This window comes from Streptomyces sp. NPDC102437 (genome assembly GCF_044765565.1).
GTDB lineage: Bacteria > Actinomycetota > Actinomycetes > Streptomycetales > Streptomycetaceae > Streptomyces.
This window is the reverse complement of record NZ_JBIWKI010000009.1, coordinates 187463-205188: the sequence shown is the minus strand read 5'-3', so window position 1 is coordinate 205188 and position 17726 is coordinate 187463. Positions and strand designations below refer to the sequence as shown.

The following is a 17726-nucleotide window of genomic DNA, read 5'->3' as shown; positions in this document are numbered from 1 at the left end:
ATGAGCACCTTCACCCTCACCGGAATGCGCAGCGTCCAGCAGGACAACCCCTCGATCGTGGCGCACATGGAGCTGCGGTCCTCCGCCGACCCCCGGCTGCCGGTCGGGCCCGGCAGCCGGATCGACTTCGAATGGATCCTCACCCCGCAGGGCGACGGCACCCGCTACTACGGCTATCTCATGGCCGATTCGTTCGACAAGGTCGCCACCATCGAGAACATGGCCGGAATGAGCCTGCTGCCCTCGGGTGACCGGTACGCGACATCGACGGGCCCCGGCGTCGAGCGTGTCGCCAGGTTCACGCTCCAGGTGAACCGGCACGTCGCACCCGATGCCTTCCTCGTGCCCGTCCTGCGGGCGGGCATCATCGCCGACGGCGGGAAAGGTCTCACCTCCACCACGTTCTCCCTGAAGAACCACGGCTTCCGGGTCGCCCCGCTGCCCCCGCAGGGACGGAGCATGACGGTGGTGCCCGGACACCGCGGAGTGCTGACCGACCTCACCGCCGGGATGGGCGAGGACGTCAGGCTGGTCGGGGTCGGCCCCGCCCGGCACGGGGTCACGAGCGTCGAGGTGGACGGAGCGGTGACGTACCACCCGTTCAACGGCCATCTGGGTTACGACTGGTTCGACTACGTGCTGGACGCCGGCGGCGGCCGCCTGGTCTCCGGCCGGGTGACCGTTCATGTCGGCGACCTCGGCGCGACGCCCGGCGTGCTCGGAGGCTGGGCACCGGCACCGTGAGACGGCACCGGGACCGCCTCGTGCAGTGGTGCGCGGTCCTGCTGGTCCTGGGGGTGACGGCCGCCGGGTGCACCGGCCGAGGTCCCGCCCGGCGCGACGACCAGCCGCGCTCGTCCCCGTCGGCCGACGGGTGCTGCGGGGTGGCGGCGGAGCGGATCACCCGCCGGCTGGCGAACGGGGCACAGGTCCTCATCAGCACGGTGACCGTCCGGCCGTCCGCCCGGGTCACGGTGAAGCCGGACGCCGGCGACCATCTCGCGACCACCGAGACCGTCGGCCGGACGGCGCGGCGCGAACGAGCCGTGGCCGCGGTGAACGGCTCCTTCTTCGACACCGCGGGGTCCGCCGTCTCCAGCGGCTACCCAGGAGATCCGCTGGGCGCTCTGGCCATCGACGGCCGAGTGCTCAGCGAGGCCGCGAACGGACGCACCGCGCTGATCCTGCCCGGCCCCGGAGACCGGCCCCGCATCGACGAAGTACGTTCCGAGATGTGGCTGACCGCGCCGGACGGAGTGGTGCGCGAGCTGGACGGGGTGAACCGGGCGCCGGGAAGAATCGTCGGCTGCGGAGGCACGGGCGGGGACCGACTGGCCAGTACGGGGCTGCCGGAGCAGCGGCCCCGGCACAACCAACTCTGCCTGGACGACAGCGAGATCGTCGCCTTCACCCCCGACTGGGGCGCGCGTACCCCACCCGGCGCACCCGGCAGCGCGGAGGCGGTGCTCGACGCGGACGGGCGGGTGACGGAGCTCCGCAGCCCAGCGGGCGGGGAGATCCCCCGGACCGGCTCCGCCCTCACCGGCGTCGGGGAGGGCGCCGGCTGGCTGCGGACGCACGCACGTCAGGGGCTGCCGTTGGGCCGGCAGACCAGCGTGACGGACAGCAGCGGGCACGAGGTCCTCGCCCCGGGAGCGTCCGTGCTGGGCGCCGGCCCCGCGCTGCTGCGCGGGGGAGAGACCTGGATCAATGGCGCGGCCAACGGGTTCACCGGCGACACATCGACCGAGCGCCAGCCCCGTACGGTCGTCGGCATCGAGGCGGACGGCACGCTGCTCCTCGCCGTCTTCGACGGCCGTGGCCCGGACAGCGCGGGCGTCACACTGCGGGAGGCGGCGGAGCTGATGCGCGAGCTGGGGGCGGTGGACGCACTCAACCTCGACGGCGGCGGTTCCAGCACGATGGTGGTGAACGGGCGGCTCCACAACCGGCCCAGGGGCGTGCAGGGAGCGCCGGTACAGGAACGCGCCGTGGCCGACGCGCTGGTCGTCCTGGAACGCTGAACGGAAGCGCACGCGCGGGCGGAGAAGGGGAACATCGTGGCCGCCGGGCTGTTTCGTCCGCGGGCTGCCCGCCGGCTCCGCCGCCGTTGTCGGCGGTGGAGCAGGGACGTCGGGCCGGGGCGCCCGTCCGGCGAAGCCGGTGTACACGGAACGGGCCGTACGGGGAGATTCCCGTACGGCCCGTTCCGTCGATACCGACCCGGCGTTACGCCGGAACGCTCGCCACGCCCTGCGCGAGGAACTTCTTGCCGTTCACCCGCTCCGAGACGCCCTCACGGTCCAGGTACGGCGTGATGCCGCCCAGGTGGAAGGGCCAGCCCGCGCCGGTGATCAGGCACAGGTCGATGTCCTGGGCCTCGGCGACGACGCCCTCGTCCAGCATCAGACCGATCTCCTGGGCCACCGCGTCCAGGACCCGGTCGCGGACCTGCTCCTCAAGCAGGACGACATCGCCCTGCTTGAGGAGCGCGGCGACCTCCGGGTCCAGCTCCGGCTTGCCGGAATCGTAGACGTAGAAGCCGCGCTTGCCGGCCTTGACGACGGCCGCGAGGTTCTCGGAGACGGTGAAACGCTCCGGGAAGGCGCGGTTCAGGGTCTCGGAGACATGCAGGCCGATGGCCGGGCCGACCAGCTCCAGGAGCACCAGTGGGGACATCGGCAGGCCGAGCGGCTCGATGGCCTTCTCGGCGGCCTCGACCGGGGTGCCCTCGTCGATGACGTTCTGGATCTCGCCCATGAAGCGGGTGAGGATGCGGTTGACGACGAACGCCGGGGCGTCCTTCACCAGCACCGCGGTCTTCTTCAGCTTGCGCGCCACACCGAACGCCGTCGCCAGCGAGGCGTCGTCGGTCTGCTCGCCGCGGACGATCTCCAGCAGCGGCAGGATCGCGACCGGGTTGAAGAAGTGGAAGCCGACGACCCGCTCGGGGTGCTTCAGCTTCGACGCCATCTCGGTGACCGAGAGGGACGAGGTGTTGGTGGCGAGGATCGCGTGCGCCGGGGCGACCGCCTCGACCTCCGCGAACACCTGCTGCTTGACGCCGATCTCCTCGAAGACGGCCTCGATGATGAAGTCGGCGTCGGAGAAGCCCTCCGCCTTGTCCAGCACACCGGAGACCAGGGCCTTGAGGCGGTTGGCCTTGTCCTGGTTGATGCGGCCCTTGCCGAGCAGTTTCTCGATCTCGGCGTGGACGTAGCCCACACCCTTGTCGACCCGCTCCTGGTCGATGTCGGTCAGCACGACCGGCACCTCCAGGCGGCGCAGGAACAGCAGCGCCAGCTGCGAGGCCATCAGACCGGCACCGACGACGCCGACCTTGGTGACCGGGCGGGCCAGGTTCTTGTCCGGGGCACCGGCCGGGCGCTTGGCGCGCTTCTGGACCAGGTTGAAGGAGTAGATCCCGGAGCGCAGCTCGCCGCCCATGATCAGGTCCGCGAGGGCCTGGTCCTCGGCGTCGAAGCCGGCGCCCAGGTCGCCGTCCTTCGCCGCCGCGATGATCTCCAGCGCGCGGTACGCGGCCGGGGCGGCGCCGTGCACCTTGGAGTCGGCGATCGCCTTGCCCCGCGCGACGGCCTGGTCCCAGGCGTCACCGCGGTCGACCTCGGGACGCTCCACCGTGACCGTGCCGTTCAGCACGTCCGCGGTCCAGATCAGCGACTGCTCCAGGAAGTCCGCGCCCTCGAAGAGAGCGTCGGCGATCCCGAGCTCGAAGACCTGCTTGCCCTTGAGCTGACGGTTCTGGTTCAGCGAGTTCTCGATGATGACCGAGACCGCGCGGTCGGCACCGATCAGGTTGGGAAGCAGCGCGCAGCCGCCCCAGCCCGGAACCAGACCGAGGAAGACCTCCGGCAGCGAGAAGGCGGGCAGCGCCCTGGAGACGGTGCGGTACGTGCAGTGCAGACCGACCTCGACACCGCCGCCCATCGCCGCGCCGTTGTAGTACGCGAACGTCGGGACCGCGAGGCCGGACAGGCGCCGGAACACGTCGTGGCCGCCCTTGCCGATGGCGAGCGCGTCGTCGTGGTTCTTCAGCAGCTCGACGCCCTTGAGGTCGGCGCCGACCGCGAAGATGAACGGCTTGCCGGTGATGCCGATACCGGTGATCGCACCCTCGGCGGCCTCCTTCTCCACCTGGTCGACGGCGGCGTTCAGGTTCGCCAGCGACTGCGGTCCGAAGGTGGTCGGCTTGGTGTGGTCCAGGCCGTTGTCCAGCGTGATGAGGGCGAAGCGGCCCGCGCCGGCCGGAAGGTCCAGGTGGCGCACGTGCGCCTGGGTGACGACCTCGCCGGGGAACAGCTCGGCCGCACCCTTCAGAAGCTCAGTGGTGGAGCTCACTTGTTGCCTCCGTTGAAGTTCGGGTTCTCCCAGATGACCGTGGCGCCCATGCCGAAGCCGACGCACATCGTCGTCAGGCCGTAGCGGACCTCCGGCTGCTCCTCGAACTGGCGGGCCAGCTGCGTCATCAGACGCACACCGGAGGAGGCCAGCGGGTGACCGTAGGCGATGGCGCCGCCGTACTGGTTGACGCGCGCGTCGTCGTCGGCGATGCCGTAGTGGTCGAGGAAGGCGAGCACCTGGACGGCGAACGCCTCGTTGATCTCGAACAGACCGATGTCGTCGATGGTCAGCCCGGCCTTGGCCAGGGCCTTCTCGGTCGACGGGATCGGGCCGTAGCCCATGACCTCCGGCTCGACGCCCGCGAAGGCGTACGAGACCAGGCGCATCTTGACCGGGAGGCCCAGCTCGCGGGCGACGTCCTCGGCGGCGAGCAGGGAGGCGGTGGCGCCGTCGTTGAGACCGGCGGCGTTACCGGCGGTGACCCGGCCGTGGGCACGGAACGGGGTCTTCAGACCGGCGAGCGACTCCAGGGTGGTACCCGGGCGCATCGGCTCGTCGGCGGTGACCAGACCCCAGCCGGTCTCGCCGGCCTCGGCGTTGGTGCGGCGCACCGAGATCGGCACCAGGTCCTGCTGGATCTTGCCGTTGGCGTACGCCTTGGCGGCCTTCTCCTGCGAGCGGACCGCGTACTCGTCGGCACGGAGCTTGGTGATCTGCGGGTACCGGTCGTGCAGGTTCTCCGCGGTCATGCCCATGAACAGGGCCGACTCGTCGACCAGCTTCTCCGACACGAAGCGCGGGTTCGGGTCCACACCCTCGCCCATCGGGTGACGGCCCATGTGCTCGACACCACCGGCGACGACGACGTCGTACGCGCCGAAGGCGATGGAGCCGGCCGTCGAGGTGACGGCGGTCAGGGCGCCGGCGCACATGCGGTCGATGGAGTAACCGGGCACGGACTGCGGCAACCCGGCCAGGATTCCGGCGGTACGACCCAGCGTGAGGCCCTGGTCGCCGATCTGGGTGGTCGCGGCGATGGCGACCTCGTCGATCCGCGCGGGGTCCAGGTCCGGGTTGCGGCGCAGCAGCTCCCGGATGGCCTTCACGACGAGATCGTCGGCGCGGGTCTCGTGGTAGATGCCCTTCGGGCCCGCTTTGCCGAACGGGGTGCGGACGCCGTCGACGAAGACGACGTCCCGGATGGTACGAGGCACGGTGGCTCTCCTCCAGGGTGCGGGATGGCACTGCTGCGCGGCACGCCCGGAAGCGCGCCACCACCATCATGCTACTTGCGGGTAACCAGACTGCCCACCCCCTGCGGCGGGAGCGGCGAAGGTCACATACGCCGGGGCCGGGTGCGGGAGCCGTTCCGGCCCGATACGCCGATCGCCGGACGGGGCTGGATCCAGCCCCGTCCGGCGATCGGGAACGCGTCGTGGCCGCGGCCCGCACAACCTGGCGCGATTACGCCCCTCGGTGACGGCCGCTCAGGCCGCCGACGCCAGTGCGCGGACCAGCAGCGGCGCCACCTGCTCGATCTGCCAGCGGCGCGCCCCGTACCCGGCGAGCGCGGTCTCGACCGTGTCCGGCGTCAGGTGCTTGGGCGGCTCCCAGCAGACCCGGCGCACCGTGTCCGGAGTGATCAGGTTCTCCTGCGGCATGTGCAGCCGCTCGGCGAGCTCGGACACCGCGGCGCGGGCGGCCGAGAGCCGGGCCGCCGCGGCGGGGTCCTTGTCCGCCCACGCGCGGGGCGGCGGCGGGCCGGCGAGGGTCTGGCCGGGCTGCGGGAGTTCGGTGTCCGGCAGCGCCTTGGCCCGGTCGACGGCCGCCTGCCACTGCTCCAGCTGTCGGCGCCCCATGCGGTGGCCGAACCCGGGCAGCGCGGTCAGCGCCTGGACGTTCGGCGGGAGCGCGAGAGCGGCCTCGACGATCGCGGCGTCGCCCAGCACCTTGCCCGGCGAGATGTCACGGCGTCGGGCGACCTGGTCGCGTGCCGTCCACAGCTCCCGTACCACCGCCATCTGGCGACGACGGCGGACCTTGTGCATGCCGGACGTGCGGCGCCAGGGGTCCTTGCGCGGGGGAGCGGGCGGCGCGGAGGCGATCGAGTCGAACTCCTCACGGGCCCATTCCAGCTTGCCCTGCCGGTCGAGCTCCTCCTCCAGGGAGTTGCGCAGATCGATCAGCAGCTCGACGTCGAGCGCCGCGTAGCGCAGCCAGGGGTCGGGCAGCGGGCGGGTGGACCAGTCGACGGCGGAATGGCCCTTCTCCAGCGAGTAGCCGAGCACGCTCTCGACCATGGCGCCGAGGCCGACGCGCGGGAAGCCGGCCAGCCGCCCGGCCAGCTCCGTGTCGAAGAGCCCGGTGGGGGTCATTCCTATTTCGCGCAGGCACGGCAGGTCCTGGGTGGCGGCGTGCAGGATCCACTCGCTGCCGTTCAGGGCCTCGCCGAGCCCCGACAGGTCGGGGCAGCCGACGGGGTCGATCAGGGCGCTGCCCGCGCCGTCACGGCGCAGCTGTACGAGGTAGGCGCGCTGGCCGTAGCGGTAGCCGGAGGCTCGCTCGGCGTCGACGGCCACCGGTCCGGAGCCGGCCGCGAAGGCGGCGATCACCTGGGCGAGGGCGTCGTCGGATGCCACCACCGGGGGAATGCCCTCGCGAGGTTCGAGCAAGGGGGTCGGCGCCGGGGCGACGTCGTCCGGGGGAGCGCCCCCGGTGGTTCGCAGTGAAGTGTCTGCTGCGGTCTCTTGGGCGTCGGTCACGTGTCAAGGGTATCTGTGTATGTACGGCGCCCGTCGACGGAACGTTCCGTCGACGGGCGCGAATGAATGCAAACCAGCCGGTCCGTGGCTGCGCGGACCTGCCGGGGTGCGGGTGTCAGTGGATGATTCCCGTTCGCAGGGCGACGGCGACCATTCCGGCGCGGTCCCCGGTTCCGAGCTTGCGGGCGATTCGGGCGAGGTGGCTCTTGACGGTAAGGGCGGACAGGCCCATCGAGACGCCGATGGCCTTGTTCGACTGGCCCTCGGCGACCAGCCGGAGGACCTCGACCTCGCGGCCGGACAGTTCGCGGTAGCCGCCCGGGTGGCTCGGGGTGCCGGGGGGCCGGCGGTGCATACGGGCGGCATTGGCGCCGATGGGAGCGACGCCGGGACGGGTGGGGTGGCCGATATTGGTACGTGTGCCGGTGACTACATAGCCCTTCACGCCGCCCGCGAGGGCGTTGCGCACGGCGCCGATGTCATCGGCGGCGGAGAGGGCGAGGCCGTTCGGCCAGCCGGCTGCTCGGGTCTCGGACAACAGGGTCAGCCCGGAACCGTCGGGCAGGTGGACGTCGGCTACGCAGATGTCGCGCGGATTGCCGACGCGGGGACGAGCCTCCGCGATGGACGACGCCTCGATGACGTCACGAACTCCGAGTGCCCACAGATGGCGGGTGACGGTGGAACGGACGCGCGGGTCGGCCACGACGACCATGGCCGTCGGCTTGTTCGGGCGGTAGGCGACCAGGCTTGCGGGCTGCTCTAGGAGAACGGACACCAGGCCTCCTGGGGGCGTGGACGGGACGGGCCGGCTCGGGGATGAAGCCGGGGCGAACCGTGCTTGAAGGGTCATTGACCTCTTCGGCAGCAGACCCCTGCTCCTTTAGGGGAAGATCACGATTTAGTGAGTAACAATTCGGGCAAATCGGACATGCGATCGATTGTACGAAAAGAACGCCGGTAACCGTGCATGAAATATGACGCACAGTTACCGGCGAGAGTAGAGTTCCGGCCAGAGAATTCGGAGCAGGAGGTCAGGGAACCTGCGGACCGCGTCGCTGCGGGAGAGTCACCACCGCCGCGTCGGCGGGGCCCGACGGCGGCAGGCCGGCGATCTGGCACAGCAGGTCGCCCCATGCCATGAGATGCGCCGCCGTGTCCGGCACCCCGCCTCGGCCCTCCCTGGGCGTCCACGACGCCCGGATCTCGATCTGGGTCGCCGGGCGCCGCGTGCCCAGCGCGCCGAAGTAGTGCGACCCCGCCCGGGTCACCGTGCCGCCCGCCTCCCCGTACGACAGACCGCGCGCCTCCAGCGCACCGGTCAGCCAGGACCAGCACACCTCCGGCAGCAGCGGATCGGCGGCCATCTCCGGCTCCAGCTCGGCCCGCACCAGCGTCACCAGGCGAAAGGTGCCCTGCCAGGAGTCGTGCCCGGCGGGGTCGTGGAGCAGCACGAGGCGGCCGTCGGCGAGATCGTCCTCGCCGTCGACGACCGCCGCCTCCAGGGCATACGCGTACGGCGCGAGACGCTTGGGCGGCCTCGTCGACTCCACCTCCAGCTCGGGGCGAAGGCGCGCGGAATGCAGCGCGTCCACCGCCGACCGGAACGCGGGCGGGACGGAACCACCCTCCTCGCTGTCCTTGCTGTCAGCGCCATCGGTTTGATCGGAGAACTGTCCCTGAGCCGGAGCCATGCGGGGAAGAGTAGGCGGAACCGGCGCTTCGCGCAGGGAGAGACACCCGGGGCGGGCTCCGCTGCTTACGACCTCTCCACGATCGGGCAGTGAGCGAGGTCGTCACGGCTTCGTGCGAAGATTCCAGTGTGAGTGCCAACGACCGCCCCACGGGCCAGCAGACGAAGACCTCCGCCACCCATGGGTCGGCGTTCCTGAAGGCGTGCCGACGCGAGCCCGTTCCGCACACACCGGTCTGGTTCATGCGCCAGGCGGGGCGCTCGCTGCCGGAGTACCTGAAGGTGCGCGAGGGCATCCCGATGCTCGACTCCTGCATGATGCCGGAGCTGGTCGCGGAGATCACGATGCAGCCCGTCCGCCGCCACAAGGTCGACGCCGCGATCTACTTCAGCGACATCGTCGTACCGCTCAAGGCCATCGGGATCGACCTCGACATCAAGCCCGGTGTCGGCCCGGTCATCGCCGACCCGGTCCGCACCCGCGCCGACCTGGCCCGGCTGCGTGACCTCACGCCCGAGGACATCGCCTACGTCACCGAGGCCATCGGCCTGCTCACCGCCGAGCTGGGCGCCACCCCGCTGATCGGTTTCGCCGGGGCGCCGTTCACCCTCGCCAGCTACCTCGTGGAGGGCGGCCCGTCCCGCAACCACGAGCACACCAAGGCCCTGATGTACGGCGACCCGCAGCTCTGGGCGGACCTCCTTGACCGGCTTGCCGAGATCACCGGCGCCTTCCTCAAGGTGCAGATCGAGGCGGGCGCCTCGGCCGTCCAGCTCTTCGACTCCTGGGTGGGCGCGCTGGCCCCCGCCGACTACCGGCGCTCGGTGCTGCCGGCCTCGGCGAAGGTCTTCGAGGCCGTCGCCCCGTACGGCGTCCCGCGCATCCATTTCGGCGTCGGCACCGGCGAACTCCTCGGCCTGATGGGCGAGGCGGGCGCGGACGTCGTCGGCGTCGACTGGCGCGTCCCGCTGGACGAGGCCGCCCGCCGGGTCGGTCCCGGCAAGGCGCTCCAGGGCAACCTCGACCCCGCGGTGCTGTTCGCGCCGACGGCGACGGTGGAGGAGAAGGCCCAGGAGGTCCTGGACGCGGCCGCCGGTCTCGAAGGCCACGTCTTCAACCTGGGTCACGGCGTGATGCCGTCGATGGACCCCGACGCGCTGACCCGGCTCGTCGAGTACGTGCACACCAGCACCGAGCGCTGAGCGGCCGGGGCCGGGCATCGCGCACCCCGGGCCTGCCGGGTGGCCTCTGACCGGGCGGCCACGCCCTGTCAGGCACGCTTCCCGTGTTGCCGGGATGTCCTGGTGGCTCCTTCCCCAAGCTCTCAACGAGCAGGGGAGGCCCCACCCGAGAACATCCCGGCGCCTTGGAATCGCACGCACCGGATCGCGTCCGCTCTCCGGTCGAAGGCCACCCGACAGGCTGTCAGGCGGTGCCCGCCCGCCGCACCGCGGTCACCGCCTTGCGGGCCGCCACCAGGACGGGGTCCCAGACCGGCGAGAACGGTGGGGCGTAGCCCAGGTCCAGGGCGGTCATCTGCTCCACCGTCATCCCGGCCGTGAGCGCCACCGCCGCGATGTCCACCCGCTTGGCAGCCCCGTCCCGGCCCACGATCTGCACCCCGAGCAGTCGGCCCGTGCGGTACTCCGCGATCATCTTCACCGTCATGGGCCGCGCCCCCGGGTAGTAGCCCGCCCGGCCCGTCGACTCGATCGTCGCCGTGACGTACCGCAGACCCACTGCGCGGGCGTCCTTCTCGCGCAGACCGGTGCGGGCGATCTCCAGATCGCACACCTTGCTCACCGCCGTGCCGACCACCCCCGGGAACGTCCCGTAGCCGCCGCCCACGTTGGAACCGATGATCTGGCCGTGCTTGTTGGCGTGGGTGCCCAGCGCGATGTGGCGGGTGCGGCCCGCCACGAGGTCCAGGACCTCCACGCAGTCACCGCCCGCCCAGATGTTGTCGTGCCCGACGACCCGCATCGACAGATCGGTCAGCAGCCCGCCGTGCGGGCCCACCGGGAGGCCGACGGCGCGCGCCAGCGTCGTCTCCGGCTCGACGCCGATCCCGAGCACCACCACGTCCGCCGGGTAGGAGGCGTCGCCGGTGACGACCGCGTGGACCCGGCCGTGCGAACCGGCGCGGATCGCGGTGACCTCGGCCCGGTTGACCGTGGTGATGCCCAGGCCGTCCATCGCGTCGTGCACCAGCCGCCCCATGTCGGGGTCGAGCGTCGCCATCGGCTGCTCGCCGCGGTTGAGCACGGTCACCTCGAAGCCGTGCTTGAGCATGGCCTCCGCCATCTCCACGCCGATGTAGCCCGCCCCGACGACGACGGCCCGCCTGCTGCCCGGCGCCCGGTCCAGGGACTCCAGCAGCGCCTGCCCGTCGCCCAGGGTCTGCACCCCGTGCACCCCGGGCGCGTCCATGCCGGGCAGCGCCGGGCGTACCGGGCGGGCCCCGGTCGCGATCACCAGCTTGTCGAAGCCCGTCCAGTACGCCTCGCCGGTGGTGAGGTCCAGGGCCCGCACCCGCTGCCCGGCGACATCGATCTCCGTGACCTCGGTGCGCATCCTCAGGTCGATGTCGCGGGCGCGGTGCTCCTCGGGCGTACGCGCGATGAGGTCGTCCCGCGCCCTGACGTCGCCGCTGACCCAGTACGGGATGCCGCAGGCGGAGTACGAGGTGAAATGGCCGCGCTCGAAGGCGACGATGCTCAGCTCGTCGGGGCCCTTGAGCCTGCGGGCCTGGGACGCGGCGGACATGCCCGCCGCGTCACCGCCGATGACCACCAGTCGCTCCGCCGTCATGCCCGGTCCCTTCGACACCTGGGGTCCGTCCCCAGTCCGAAGGGACCACGCTACGGCGCCGGGGGAGCGGACGAGGACCCGCCCGGCCCGGAGGTCCGCCGCGCACGGCGTCCGGCCAGCCGACGGCGCAGCAGCCGCCACACCAGCAGGAGCACGGCCAGCGCCGCCAGGAACGGGGCCGCGGCGCCCACCGCCATCGCCAGCCACAGCAGCGCCGTCACGAACGCGTGCCAGCCGCCGCTCAGCGCGTCCAGGAAGCCGGGCCCGTCATCGTCGTCCTTCGCCACCGTCTCCGGCTCGGAGAGGTCGAGGGTGATCGTGGCGAGCGTGGTGCGGTCCTTCAGCGAAGCCTGCTGGGCCAGCAGCGACTCCAGGGACGCCTGACGGCTGCTCAGTTCGCCCTCCAGCGTGACCACGTCGCTGAGCTTCTCCGCCTGGTCCATCAGCTTCCGTACCCGCGCCACACTCGCCCGCTGGGTGGCGATCCGGCTCTCCACGTCGACCACCTGGTCGGTGATGTCCTTCGCCGACGAGGTGCGCGACAGCAGCTTCCCGGTGCCCGCGAGCCGCTTCAGCACCGCTTCGTACTCGCCCTGCGGAACGCGCAGCACGAGATGTGACACCTCATGCGTGTCGTCGACCCGCTCGGTCTCCTCGCCGGCGACCAGACCGCCCGCGCTCTCCGCGGCCGAACGGGCGAGCGCGGCCGCCTTCGGCGCGTTCTCCACCTCCACCGAGAGCGAGGCGGTACGGATGACATGGGTACCGGAGGGCAGTGCGTCGCTCTTCTTCCCCTGCGACCCACCCTGTGACTTCTGCTGCGACGGCGAACCGCCCGTCTCCTGCTCCGCCGGCCCGGCCGCCGCGTCGGCGGCGCCCCGCTCCGGAGCACCGATCGCCCTCTTGCTGTCGCCGGAACTCGCGTCGCTCGCACTGTCCGAGCCGCCGCAGCCGCTCAGCGCGAGCAGGCCGGCCACGAGGCCGGCCGCCAGGACCAGGCGCGGACGGCGGACCGATGAACGGCCAGGATGCCGGTGTCTTTGCATGAATGCCCCCCAAGGCGGGTCGTCGATGGTGGCGGTTCGACGTGCCGGACCGGGGCCCGGGTTGCCGGATCCCGGTTTCGAAGCAGTCACGTTCAGGACTCGGAAAGGGTTTGAGAGAGTGGGGGCATGCAGCGTTCAATAAACCGCGCGGACCCGGGCACCGGACATGTCGTCGTCATCGGCGGTGGCATCGCCGGTCTCGCCGCCGCCCACCGGCTCCTGGGGACCGGCCTGCGGGTCACCGTGCTGGAGGCCACCGAGCGGCTCGGCGGCAAGCTCATGACCGGGGAGATCGCCGGCACCCAGGTCGACCTCGGTGCGGAGTCGATGCTCGCCCGCCGCCCGGAGGGGGTCGGCCTGGCACGCGAAGTCGGGCTCGGCGACCGCCTCCAGCCGCCCGCCACGGTCACCGCCTCGGTCTGGACGCGCGACGCCCTGCGCCCCATGCCCAAGGGTCATGTGATGGGCGTCCCCGGCGACCCGGCCGTGCTGACCGGACTGCTCACCCCCGAGGGCCTCGCCCGCATCGCGCAGGAGCGCGAGCTCACCCCGACCCCCGTCGGTGACGACGTCGCCGTCGGCGCGTACGTCGCCGACCGGCTGGGCCGCGAGGTCGTCGACCGGCTCGTGGAGCCGCTGCTCGGCGGCGTGTACGCGGGCGACGCCTACCGGATCTCGATGCGCGCAGCCGTACCGCAGCTCTTCGAGGCGGCGCGGGAGGGCGGCTCGCTGCTCGACGCCGTCCTGCGCATCCAGGAGCGGGCCACCGCCCGGCAGCAGACCGGACCGGTGTTCCAGGGCATCGAGGGCGGCATCGGCACCCTGCCCCGAGCGGTCGCCGACGCGGTGCGCGCGGGCGGCGGGGAGATCCTCACCGCGACCCCCGTCCTCGGCCTGACCCGTACCGCCGAAGGCTGGGACGTCCGTACGGACACCCGGGTCATCAATGCCGACGGCATCGTGCTCGCCGCCCCCGCCTGGTCCGCCTCCACGCTGCTCGCCGCCGAGTGCCCGGCGGCCTCCGCCGAACTCGCCGGTGTCGAGTACGCGTCGATGGCGCTCGTCACGATGGCCTTCCGCCGCTCCGACGTCGCCGCCACGACCGCACTCGACGGCCGCTCCGGCTTCCTCGTCCCCCCGGTCGACGGCCGCACCATCAAGGCGTCCACCTTCTCCTCCCACAAGTGGAACTGGGTCGCCGACGCGGCCCCGGACCTCTTCGTGCTGCGGACCTCCGTCGGCCGCTACGGCGAGGAGGACCACATCCACCGCGAGGACGGCGAGATCGTCGACGTGTCGCTGCGCGACCTCGTCGAGGCGACCGGACTGGCCGCGAAGCCCGTGGACACCGAGGTCACCCGGTGGATCGGCGGGCTGCCCCAGTACCCGGTGGGCCATCTCTCCCGGGTCGCCCGGATCCGCGACGAGGTCGCCAAGCTGCCCGCGCTGCGCGTCTGCGGGGCGGTCTACGACGGCGTCGGCATCCCGGCCTGCATCGCGAGCGCCCACCGCGCCGCGGACGAAATCGCGGCTGACATCACCGGCCGCCCCGCGGAAGAGATCATCGCCACGTCGACCCTGGTGAAGGGCACACGGAGCGAGGCGGGACAATAGCCGTATGAGTGCGCCTGAGACTGTGAAATCAAGCAAGGGCCCCAACGCGGGTAAGAAGGCCAAGGACCTCAACGAGGTCATCCGCTACACGCTGTGGTCCGTCTTCAAGCTGCGCGACGTCCTGCCCGCGGACCGGGCCGGCTACGCCGACGAGGTCCAGGAGCTGTTCGACCAGCTCGCGGCCAAGGACATCACCGTCCGCGGCACCTACGACGTCTCCGGCCTGCGTGCCGACGCCGACGTCATGATCTGGTGGCACGCCGAGACGGCGGATGAGCTCCAGGAGGCGTACAACCTCTTCCGGCGCACCAAGCTGGGCCTGGCGCTGGAGCCGGTCTGGTCGAACATGGCGCTGCACCGCCCCGCCGAGTTCAACAAGTCGCACATCCCCGCCTTCCTGGCCGACGAGACGCCGCGCAACTACATCAGCGTCTACCCCTTCGTGCGCTCCTACGACTGGTACCTGCTGCCGGACGAGGACCGCCGTCGCATGCTCGCGGACCACGGCAAGATGGCGCGCGGCTACCCCGACGTCCGGGCCAACACCGTCGCCTCCTTCTCGCTCGGCGACTACGAGTGGATCCTCGCCTTCGAGGCCGACGAGCTCTACCGCATCGTCGACCTGATGCGTCACCTGCGGGCCTCCGAGGCGCGGATGCACGTCCGCGAAGAGGTCCCGTTCTACACGGGGCGCAGGAAGTCGGTTGCAGACCTGGTGGCCGGGCTCGCGTAGCGAGCGGGCTCCGACCACCCCGACCCGGAAGATCAGAGGGCGGGCACCGGCGCATCGCGCTGCCCGTCGTTCCAGCGACACCGGGTTCGGCTCCGGGTGCGGCGCGCGTCCAGCGCGCCGCACCGGCGTCCTCATCGACACGCACCACCGCACACCGCGGCTTGAGGGACCGGACCCGATGACGTGCGCAGCAGCGGCGGCGCCGGGAACGCACCAGGCGCCGCGCCCTGTCCGACCCTGATCTGCCGGACAGGCCCTAACCGCCGCAGCTGGATCCGCCGCCACAACTGGAACCGCTGCTGCCACCGCAGCCGGAGCCGCTCGATCCGCCGCAGCCGGACCCGCTCGATCCACAGCTCGACCCGGAACTGCACCCGCCACCGCCGCCCGTGCCGCCCCCGTCGCCGGAGCTTCCGCAACTGCCGTGACCGGGACTCGTACCGGCGCACCACACCACCGGCGCGAGGAGCAGGGCGGAGGCGCCCGTGGTCGCAGCCGCCGCGTGGGCACGCCGCCCTGCCGTCCGGCCGTGCTGCTGCATCCGGGCCGCCGCGATGAGCTGCTCCTGGAACACGGGGTCGGGGATCGCCCGCAGCCCGTGCGCGGCCACCGCGTGGGCCGGGTCCGGGTTGTACGCCTGGGCGGTGCGGGACGCCTCGGCGGCCCGGCGCCCCGACCTGGTGACGCGTCCCCGGGCGACGCCGGCGCAGATGAAGCCGGTGAAGATACCGACGATCAGGACCGGGAACACCTTGAAGAAGAAGGGAACGGCGAAGAAGTCCGCGGACAGGGGATCCAGGACGGTCGCCACGATGCTGAGGGGGACGGCCAGGAGGCAGACCATTCCCTGGACACGGCCCCGGCGGCGCCACGTCCGGCTCGCGGCGGGTGCGGCCAGCAGACCGCGGGCCGCGAGCCCGTCCCCGACCTCCTGCACCGCGGGGTGCCGCATCACCGCCTCGCGCAGGGTGTGCAGCGCGCCGCTGGGAGCCGTGGCGTGGTCCTGGAGCACCGCGCGCTCCACCGGGTCATGGGCTTCGGCCCGCTGGACGGTGACGATTCCGGGGCCGCCGACGGCGAGCCGGCCGTCCGCCTGCATCGCAGTGAGCGCGGCGTCCGCGACCCTGCCCGGACCGCCGTTGAGGAAGGCGGCTTCGTAGACGTCGTGGACGGCGCCGCCGGTGCCGCCACGGGCCCGTGAGAGCCCCACGACCAGGAGCACGGAGGAGACCACGACGCCGAGGTCCACGAGCAGTGCGACGGTGTTCATGCCGGTCACCTTCCGATCAGGGCCGCGCGGGCCGCTCGTACGAGCCGGGTGGTGCGGCGCGGCGGGCGCGCGCCGGCCCGGTCCTGCCACCAGTGGGTCAGCCGGCGCCGGGCCGCGTCGTCGGCGGGCCGGCCCGCGATCAGCAGGTTCTCGGCGAAGTCCATCGCGTCGCGCCGGTAGCCGGCGGACATGGGGCGGGTCGCGGCGTACGAGAGAAATGCGTCTCGGTAGCCGGTGCCCAGGATCTCCGGCAGCTCCGGCGCCACCTTGGCGACGACCCCGGCCCGCTTGGCGGCCAGCGCACGGCTCTGGACCCCGAGGCGCCGCCGGTCGAAGCCCTGCGGCGCGGGGCCACCGGCGACGAGCGCGCAGAGCAGTCCGGTCTGGGCGGCCGCGAGCCGGTCGCGCGTGGTGTCGGGGGGCGTGGACGCACCGGACCGCGCGGAGGGCCGGACGCGAGGGACGGGCCGCTTCGTGTCCCCCGCCGCCCGGGCCAAGGTGGCGCGGATCGTGTCCAGTTCGCCCGCCAGCTCCTCGGCCGGCGGGAAGTCGTCGTCCCGCTCCAGCAGGACACCGGGCGGGTCGACCCGGGAACGGAGCTCGGCCAGGACGTCGAGTACGGGCCCGGTGACCGGGTGGGCGTGGGTGTCGTGCCAGACACCGTCCTTCTCGATACCGCCCGCCACATGCACGTACGCGATGGCCTCCACCGGCAGCTCGTCGAGCGCGGTGGCCGGGTCCTCGCCCCGGTTGACATGGTTGGTGTGCAGATTGGCGACGTCGATCAGCAGCCGGACCCCGGTCCGCTCGACCAGCTCCGCCAGGAACTGCCCCTCGGTCAGCTCCTCGTCGGGCCAGGAGATCAGCGCCGCGATGTTCTCCAGGGCCAGCGGCACCGGCAGCGACTCCTGCGCCATGCGCACGTTCTCGCACAGCACGTCCAGTGCGTCCCGGGTGCGCGGGACGGGCAGCAGATGACCCGCTTCCAGCCCGGGCGAGGAGGTGCGCGGCCCCCCGGCCCGTACGAACGCGATGTGCTCGGTCACCAGGGGCGCGGAGAGCAGTTCGGCGCGGGCGGCGAGATCGGCGAGCCGGCCCGGGTCGGGGCGGTCGGCTCCGCCGAGGCCCAGCGAGACGCCGTGCGGGACGACCGTGACACCGCGCTCCCTGAGCCGCACCAGCGAATCGGGGACATGACCGGTGCAGATGTTCTCCGCGACCGCCTCCACCCAGTCGATCCCCGGCAGCGCCTCGACGGCATCCGCGATCTCCGGCCGCCAGCCGATCCCGATACCCAGCTTCATGCCGTCCCCCTCCTCCGCTCCGTGCAGGGCTCATGGCCCCAAAGGGCGGTGGTGAATCCGAACAGGGGGACGTTCAGAGGTCGATTTGAGGTTCCCGCTCAGGAGCTCAGGAGCTCAGGAGCTCAGGCAC

Annotated in this window: 14 protein-coding genes; 5 read left to right on the top strand and 9 right to left on the bottom strand. The window is 72.2% G+C overall.

Features of this window, described 5'->3' with window-relative positions; all coding sequences use genetic code 11:
* Both ACIRJP_RS14505 and ACIRJP_RS14500 read left to right on the top strand, forming a co-directional pair.
* Window positions 1–744: an Ig-like domain-containing protein gene (locus tag ACIRJP_RS14505; RefSeq protein ID WP_404172752.1), complete on the top strand. Its 744-nt coding sequence runs from the start codon at window positions 1–3 to the stop codon at window positions 742–744.
* Window positions 741–2024: a phosphodiester glycosidase family protein gene (locus ACIRJP_RS14500; RefSeq protein ID WP_404172749.1), complete on the top strand. Its 1284-nt coding sequence runs from the start codon at window positions 741–743 to the stop codon at window positions 2022–2024. The genes ACIRJP_RS14505 and ACIRJP_RS14500 overlap by 4 nt, the downstream gene beginning before the upstream one ends.
* Before the next feature lie 205 nt (window positions 2025–2229).
* Here ACIRJP_RS14500 and ACIRJP_RS14495 read toward each other — a convergent pair whose 3' ends face one another.
* The 5 genes from ACIRJP_RS14495 to ACIRJP_RS14475 form a co-directional block, all read right to left on the bottom strand.
* On the bottom strand, window positions 2230–4359 hold the full coding sequence (locus ACIRJP_RS14495) for a 3-hydroxyacyl-CoA dehydrogenase NAD-binding domain-containing protein (protein WP_404172746.1): 2130 nt from the start codon (window positions 4357–4359) through the stop codon (window positions 2230–2232).
* Window positions 4356–5576 (bottom strand): acetyl-CoA C-acyltransferase, encoded by a 1221-nt coding sequence (locus tag ACIRJP_RS14490; protein WP_266729096.1) that lies wholly within the window; start codon window positions 5574–5576, stop codon window positions 4356–4358. Before ACIRJP_RS14490 ends, ACIRJP_RS14495 begins: the two co-directional genes overlap by 4 nt.
* 273 nt (window positions 5577–5849) lie before the next feature.
* Complete coding sequence (locus ACIRJP_RS14485; protein ID WP_404172743.1) at window positions 5850–7124, bottom strand: HRDC domain-containing protein; 1275 nt, start codon at window positions 7122–7124, stop codon at window positions 5850–5852.
* 115 nt (window positions 7125–7239) lie between these two features.
* Window positions 7240–7902: a response regulator transcription factor gene (locus tag ACIRJP_RS14480; RefSeq protein ID WP_024488613.1), complete on the bottom strand. Its 663-nt coding sequence runs from the start codon at window positions 7900–7902 to the stop codon at window positions 7240–7242.
* 256 nt (window positions 7903–8158) lie between these two features.
* Window positions 8159–8818 carry a DUF3000 domain-containing protein gene (locus ACIRJP_RS14475; protein ID WP_404172740.1) on the bottom strand — a complete coding sequence of 220 codons (660 nt, stop codon included), beginning with the start codon at window positions 8816–8818 and terminating at the stop codon, window positions 8159–8161.
* Between the two features lie 128 nt (window positions 8819–8946).
* Between ACIRJP_RS14475 and hemE the strand changes: the two genes are divergently transcribed.
* Window positions 8947–10020 (top strand): uroporphyrinogen decarboxylase, encoded by a 1074-nt coding sequence (gene hemE, locus ACIRJP_RS14470; RefSeq protein WP_404172737.1) that lies wholly within the window; start codon window positions 8947–8949, stop codon window positions 10018–10020.
* 223 nt (window positions 10021–10243) lie between these two features.
* Here the strand turns inward: hemE and ACIRJP_RS14465 are convergent, their stop codons facing one another.
* A complete protein-coding gene (locus ACIRJP_RS14465; protein WP_404172734.1) occupies window positions 10244–11629 on the bottom strand; it encodes an FAD-dependent oxidoreductase in 1386 nt (461 codons plus the stop codon).
* A gap of 50 nt (window positions 11630–11679) precedes the next feature.
* Window positions 11680–12675 carry a DUF4349 domain-containing protein gene (locus ACIRJP_RS14460; RefSeq protein WP_404172731.1) on the bottom strand — a complete coding sequence of 332 codons (996 nt, stop codon included), beginning with the start codon at window positions 12673–12675 and terminating at the stop codon, window positions 11680–11682.
* A 126-nt stretch (window positions 12676–12801) separates the two neighbouring features.
* On the opposite strand from ACIRJP_RS14460, the gene hemG reads away from it, so the two are divergent.
* Both hemG and hemQ read left to right on the top strand, forming a co-directional pair.
* Window positions 12802–14289 carry a protoporphyrinogen oxidase gene (gene hemG / locus ACIRJP_RS14455; protein ID WP_404172728.1) on the top strand — a complete coding sequence of 496 codons (1488 nt, stop codon included), beginning with the start codon at window positions 12802–12804 and terminating at the stop codon, window positions 14287–14289.
* 4 nt (window positions 14290–14293) lie between these two features.
* The gene (gene hemQ, locus ACIRJP_RS14450; protein WP_266729089.1) at window positions 14294–15022 is read left to right on the top strand and encodes a hydrogen peroxide-dependent heme synthase; all 729 of its coding nucleotides are present in this window, start codon (window positions 14294–14296) and stop codon (window positions 15020–15022) included.
* A 256-nt stretch (window positions 15023–15278) separates the two neighbouring features.
* Here hemQ and ACIRJP_RS14445 read toward each other — a convergent pair whose 3' ends face one another.
* The gene (locus ACIRJP_RS14445; protein ID WP_404172725.1) at window positions 15279–16292 is read right to left on the bottom strand and encodes a TIGR04222 domain-containing membrane protein; all 1014 of its coding nucleotides are present in this window, start codon (window positions 16290–16292) and stop codon (window positions 15279–15281) included.
* Between the two features lie 5 nt (window positions 16293–16297).
* Window positions 16298–17596 (bottom strand): DUF692 domain-containing protein, encoded by a 1299-nt coding sequence (locus ACIRJP_RS14440; protein ID WP_404172722.1) that lies wholly within the window; start codon window positions 17594–17596, stop codon window positions 16298–16300.
* Window positions 17597–17726 lie beyond the last annotated feature (130 nt).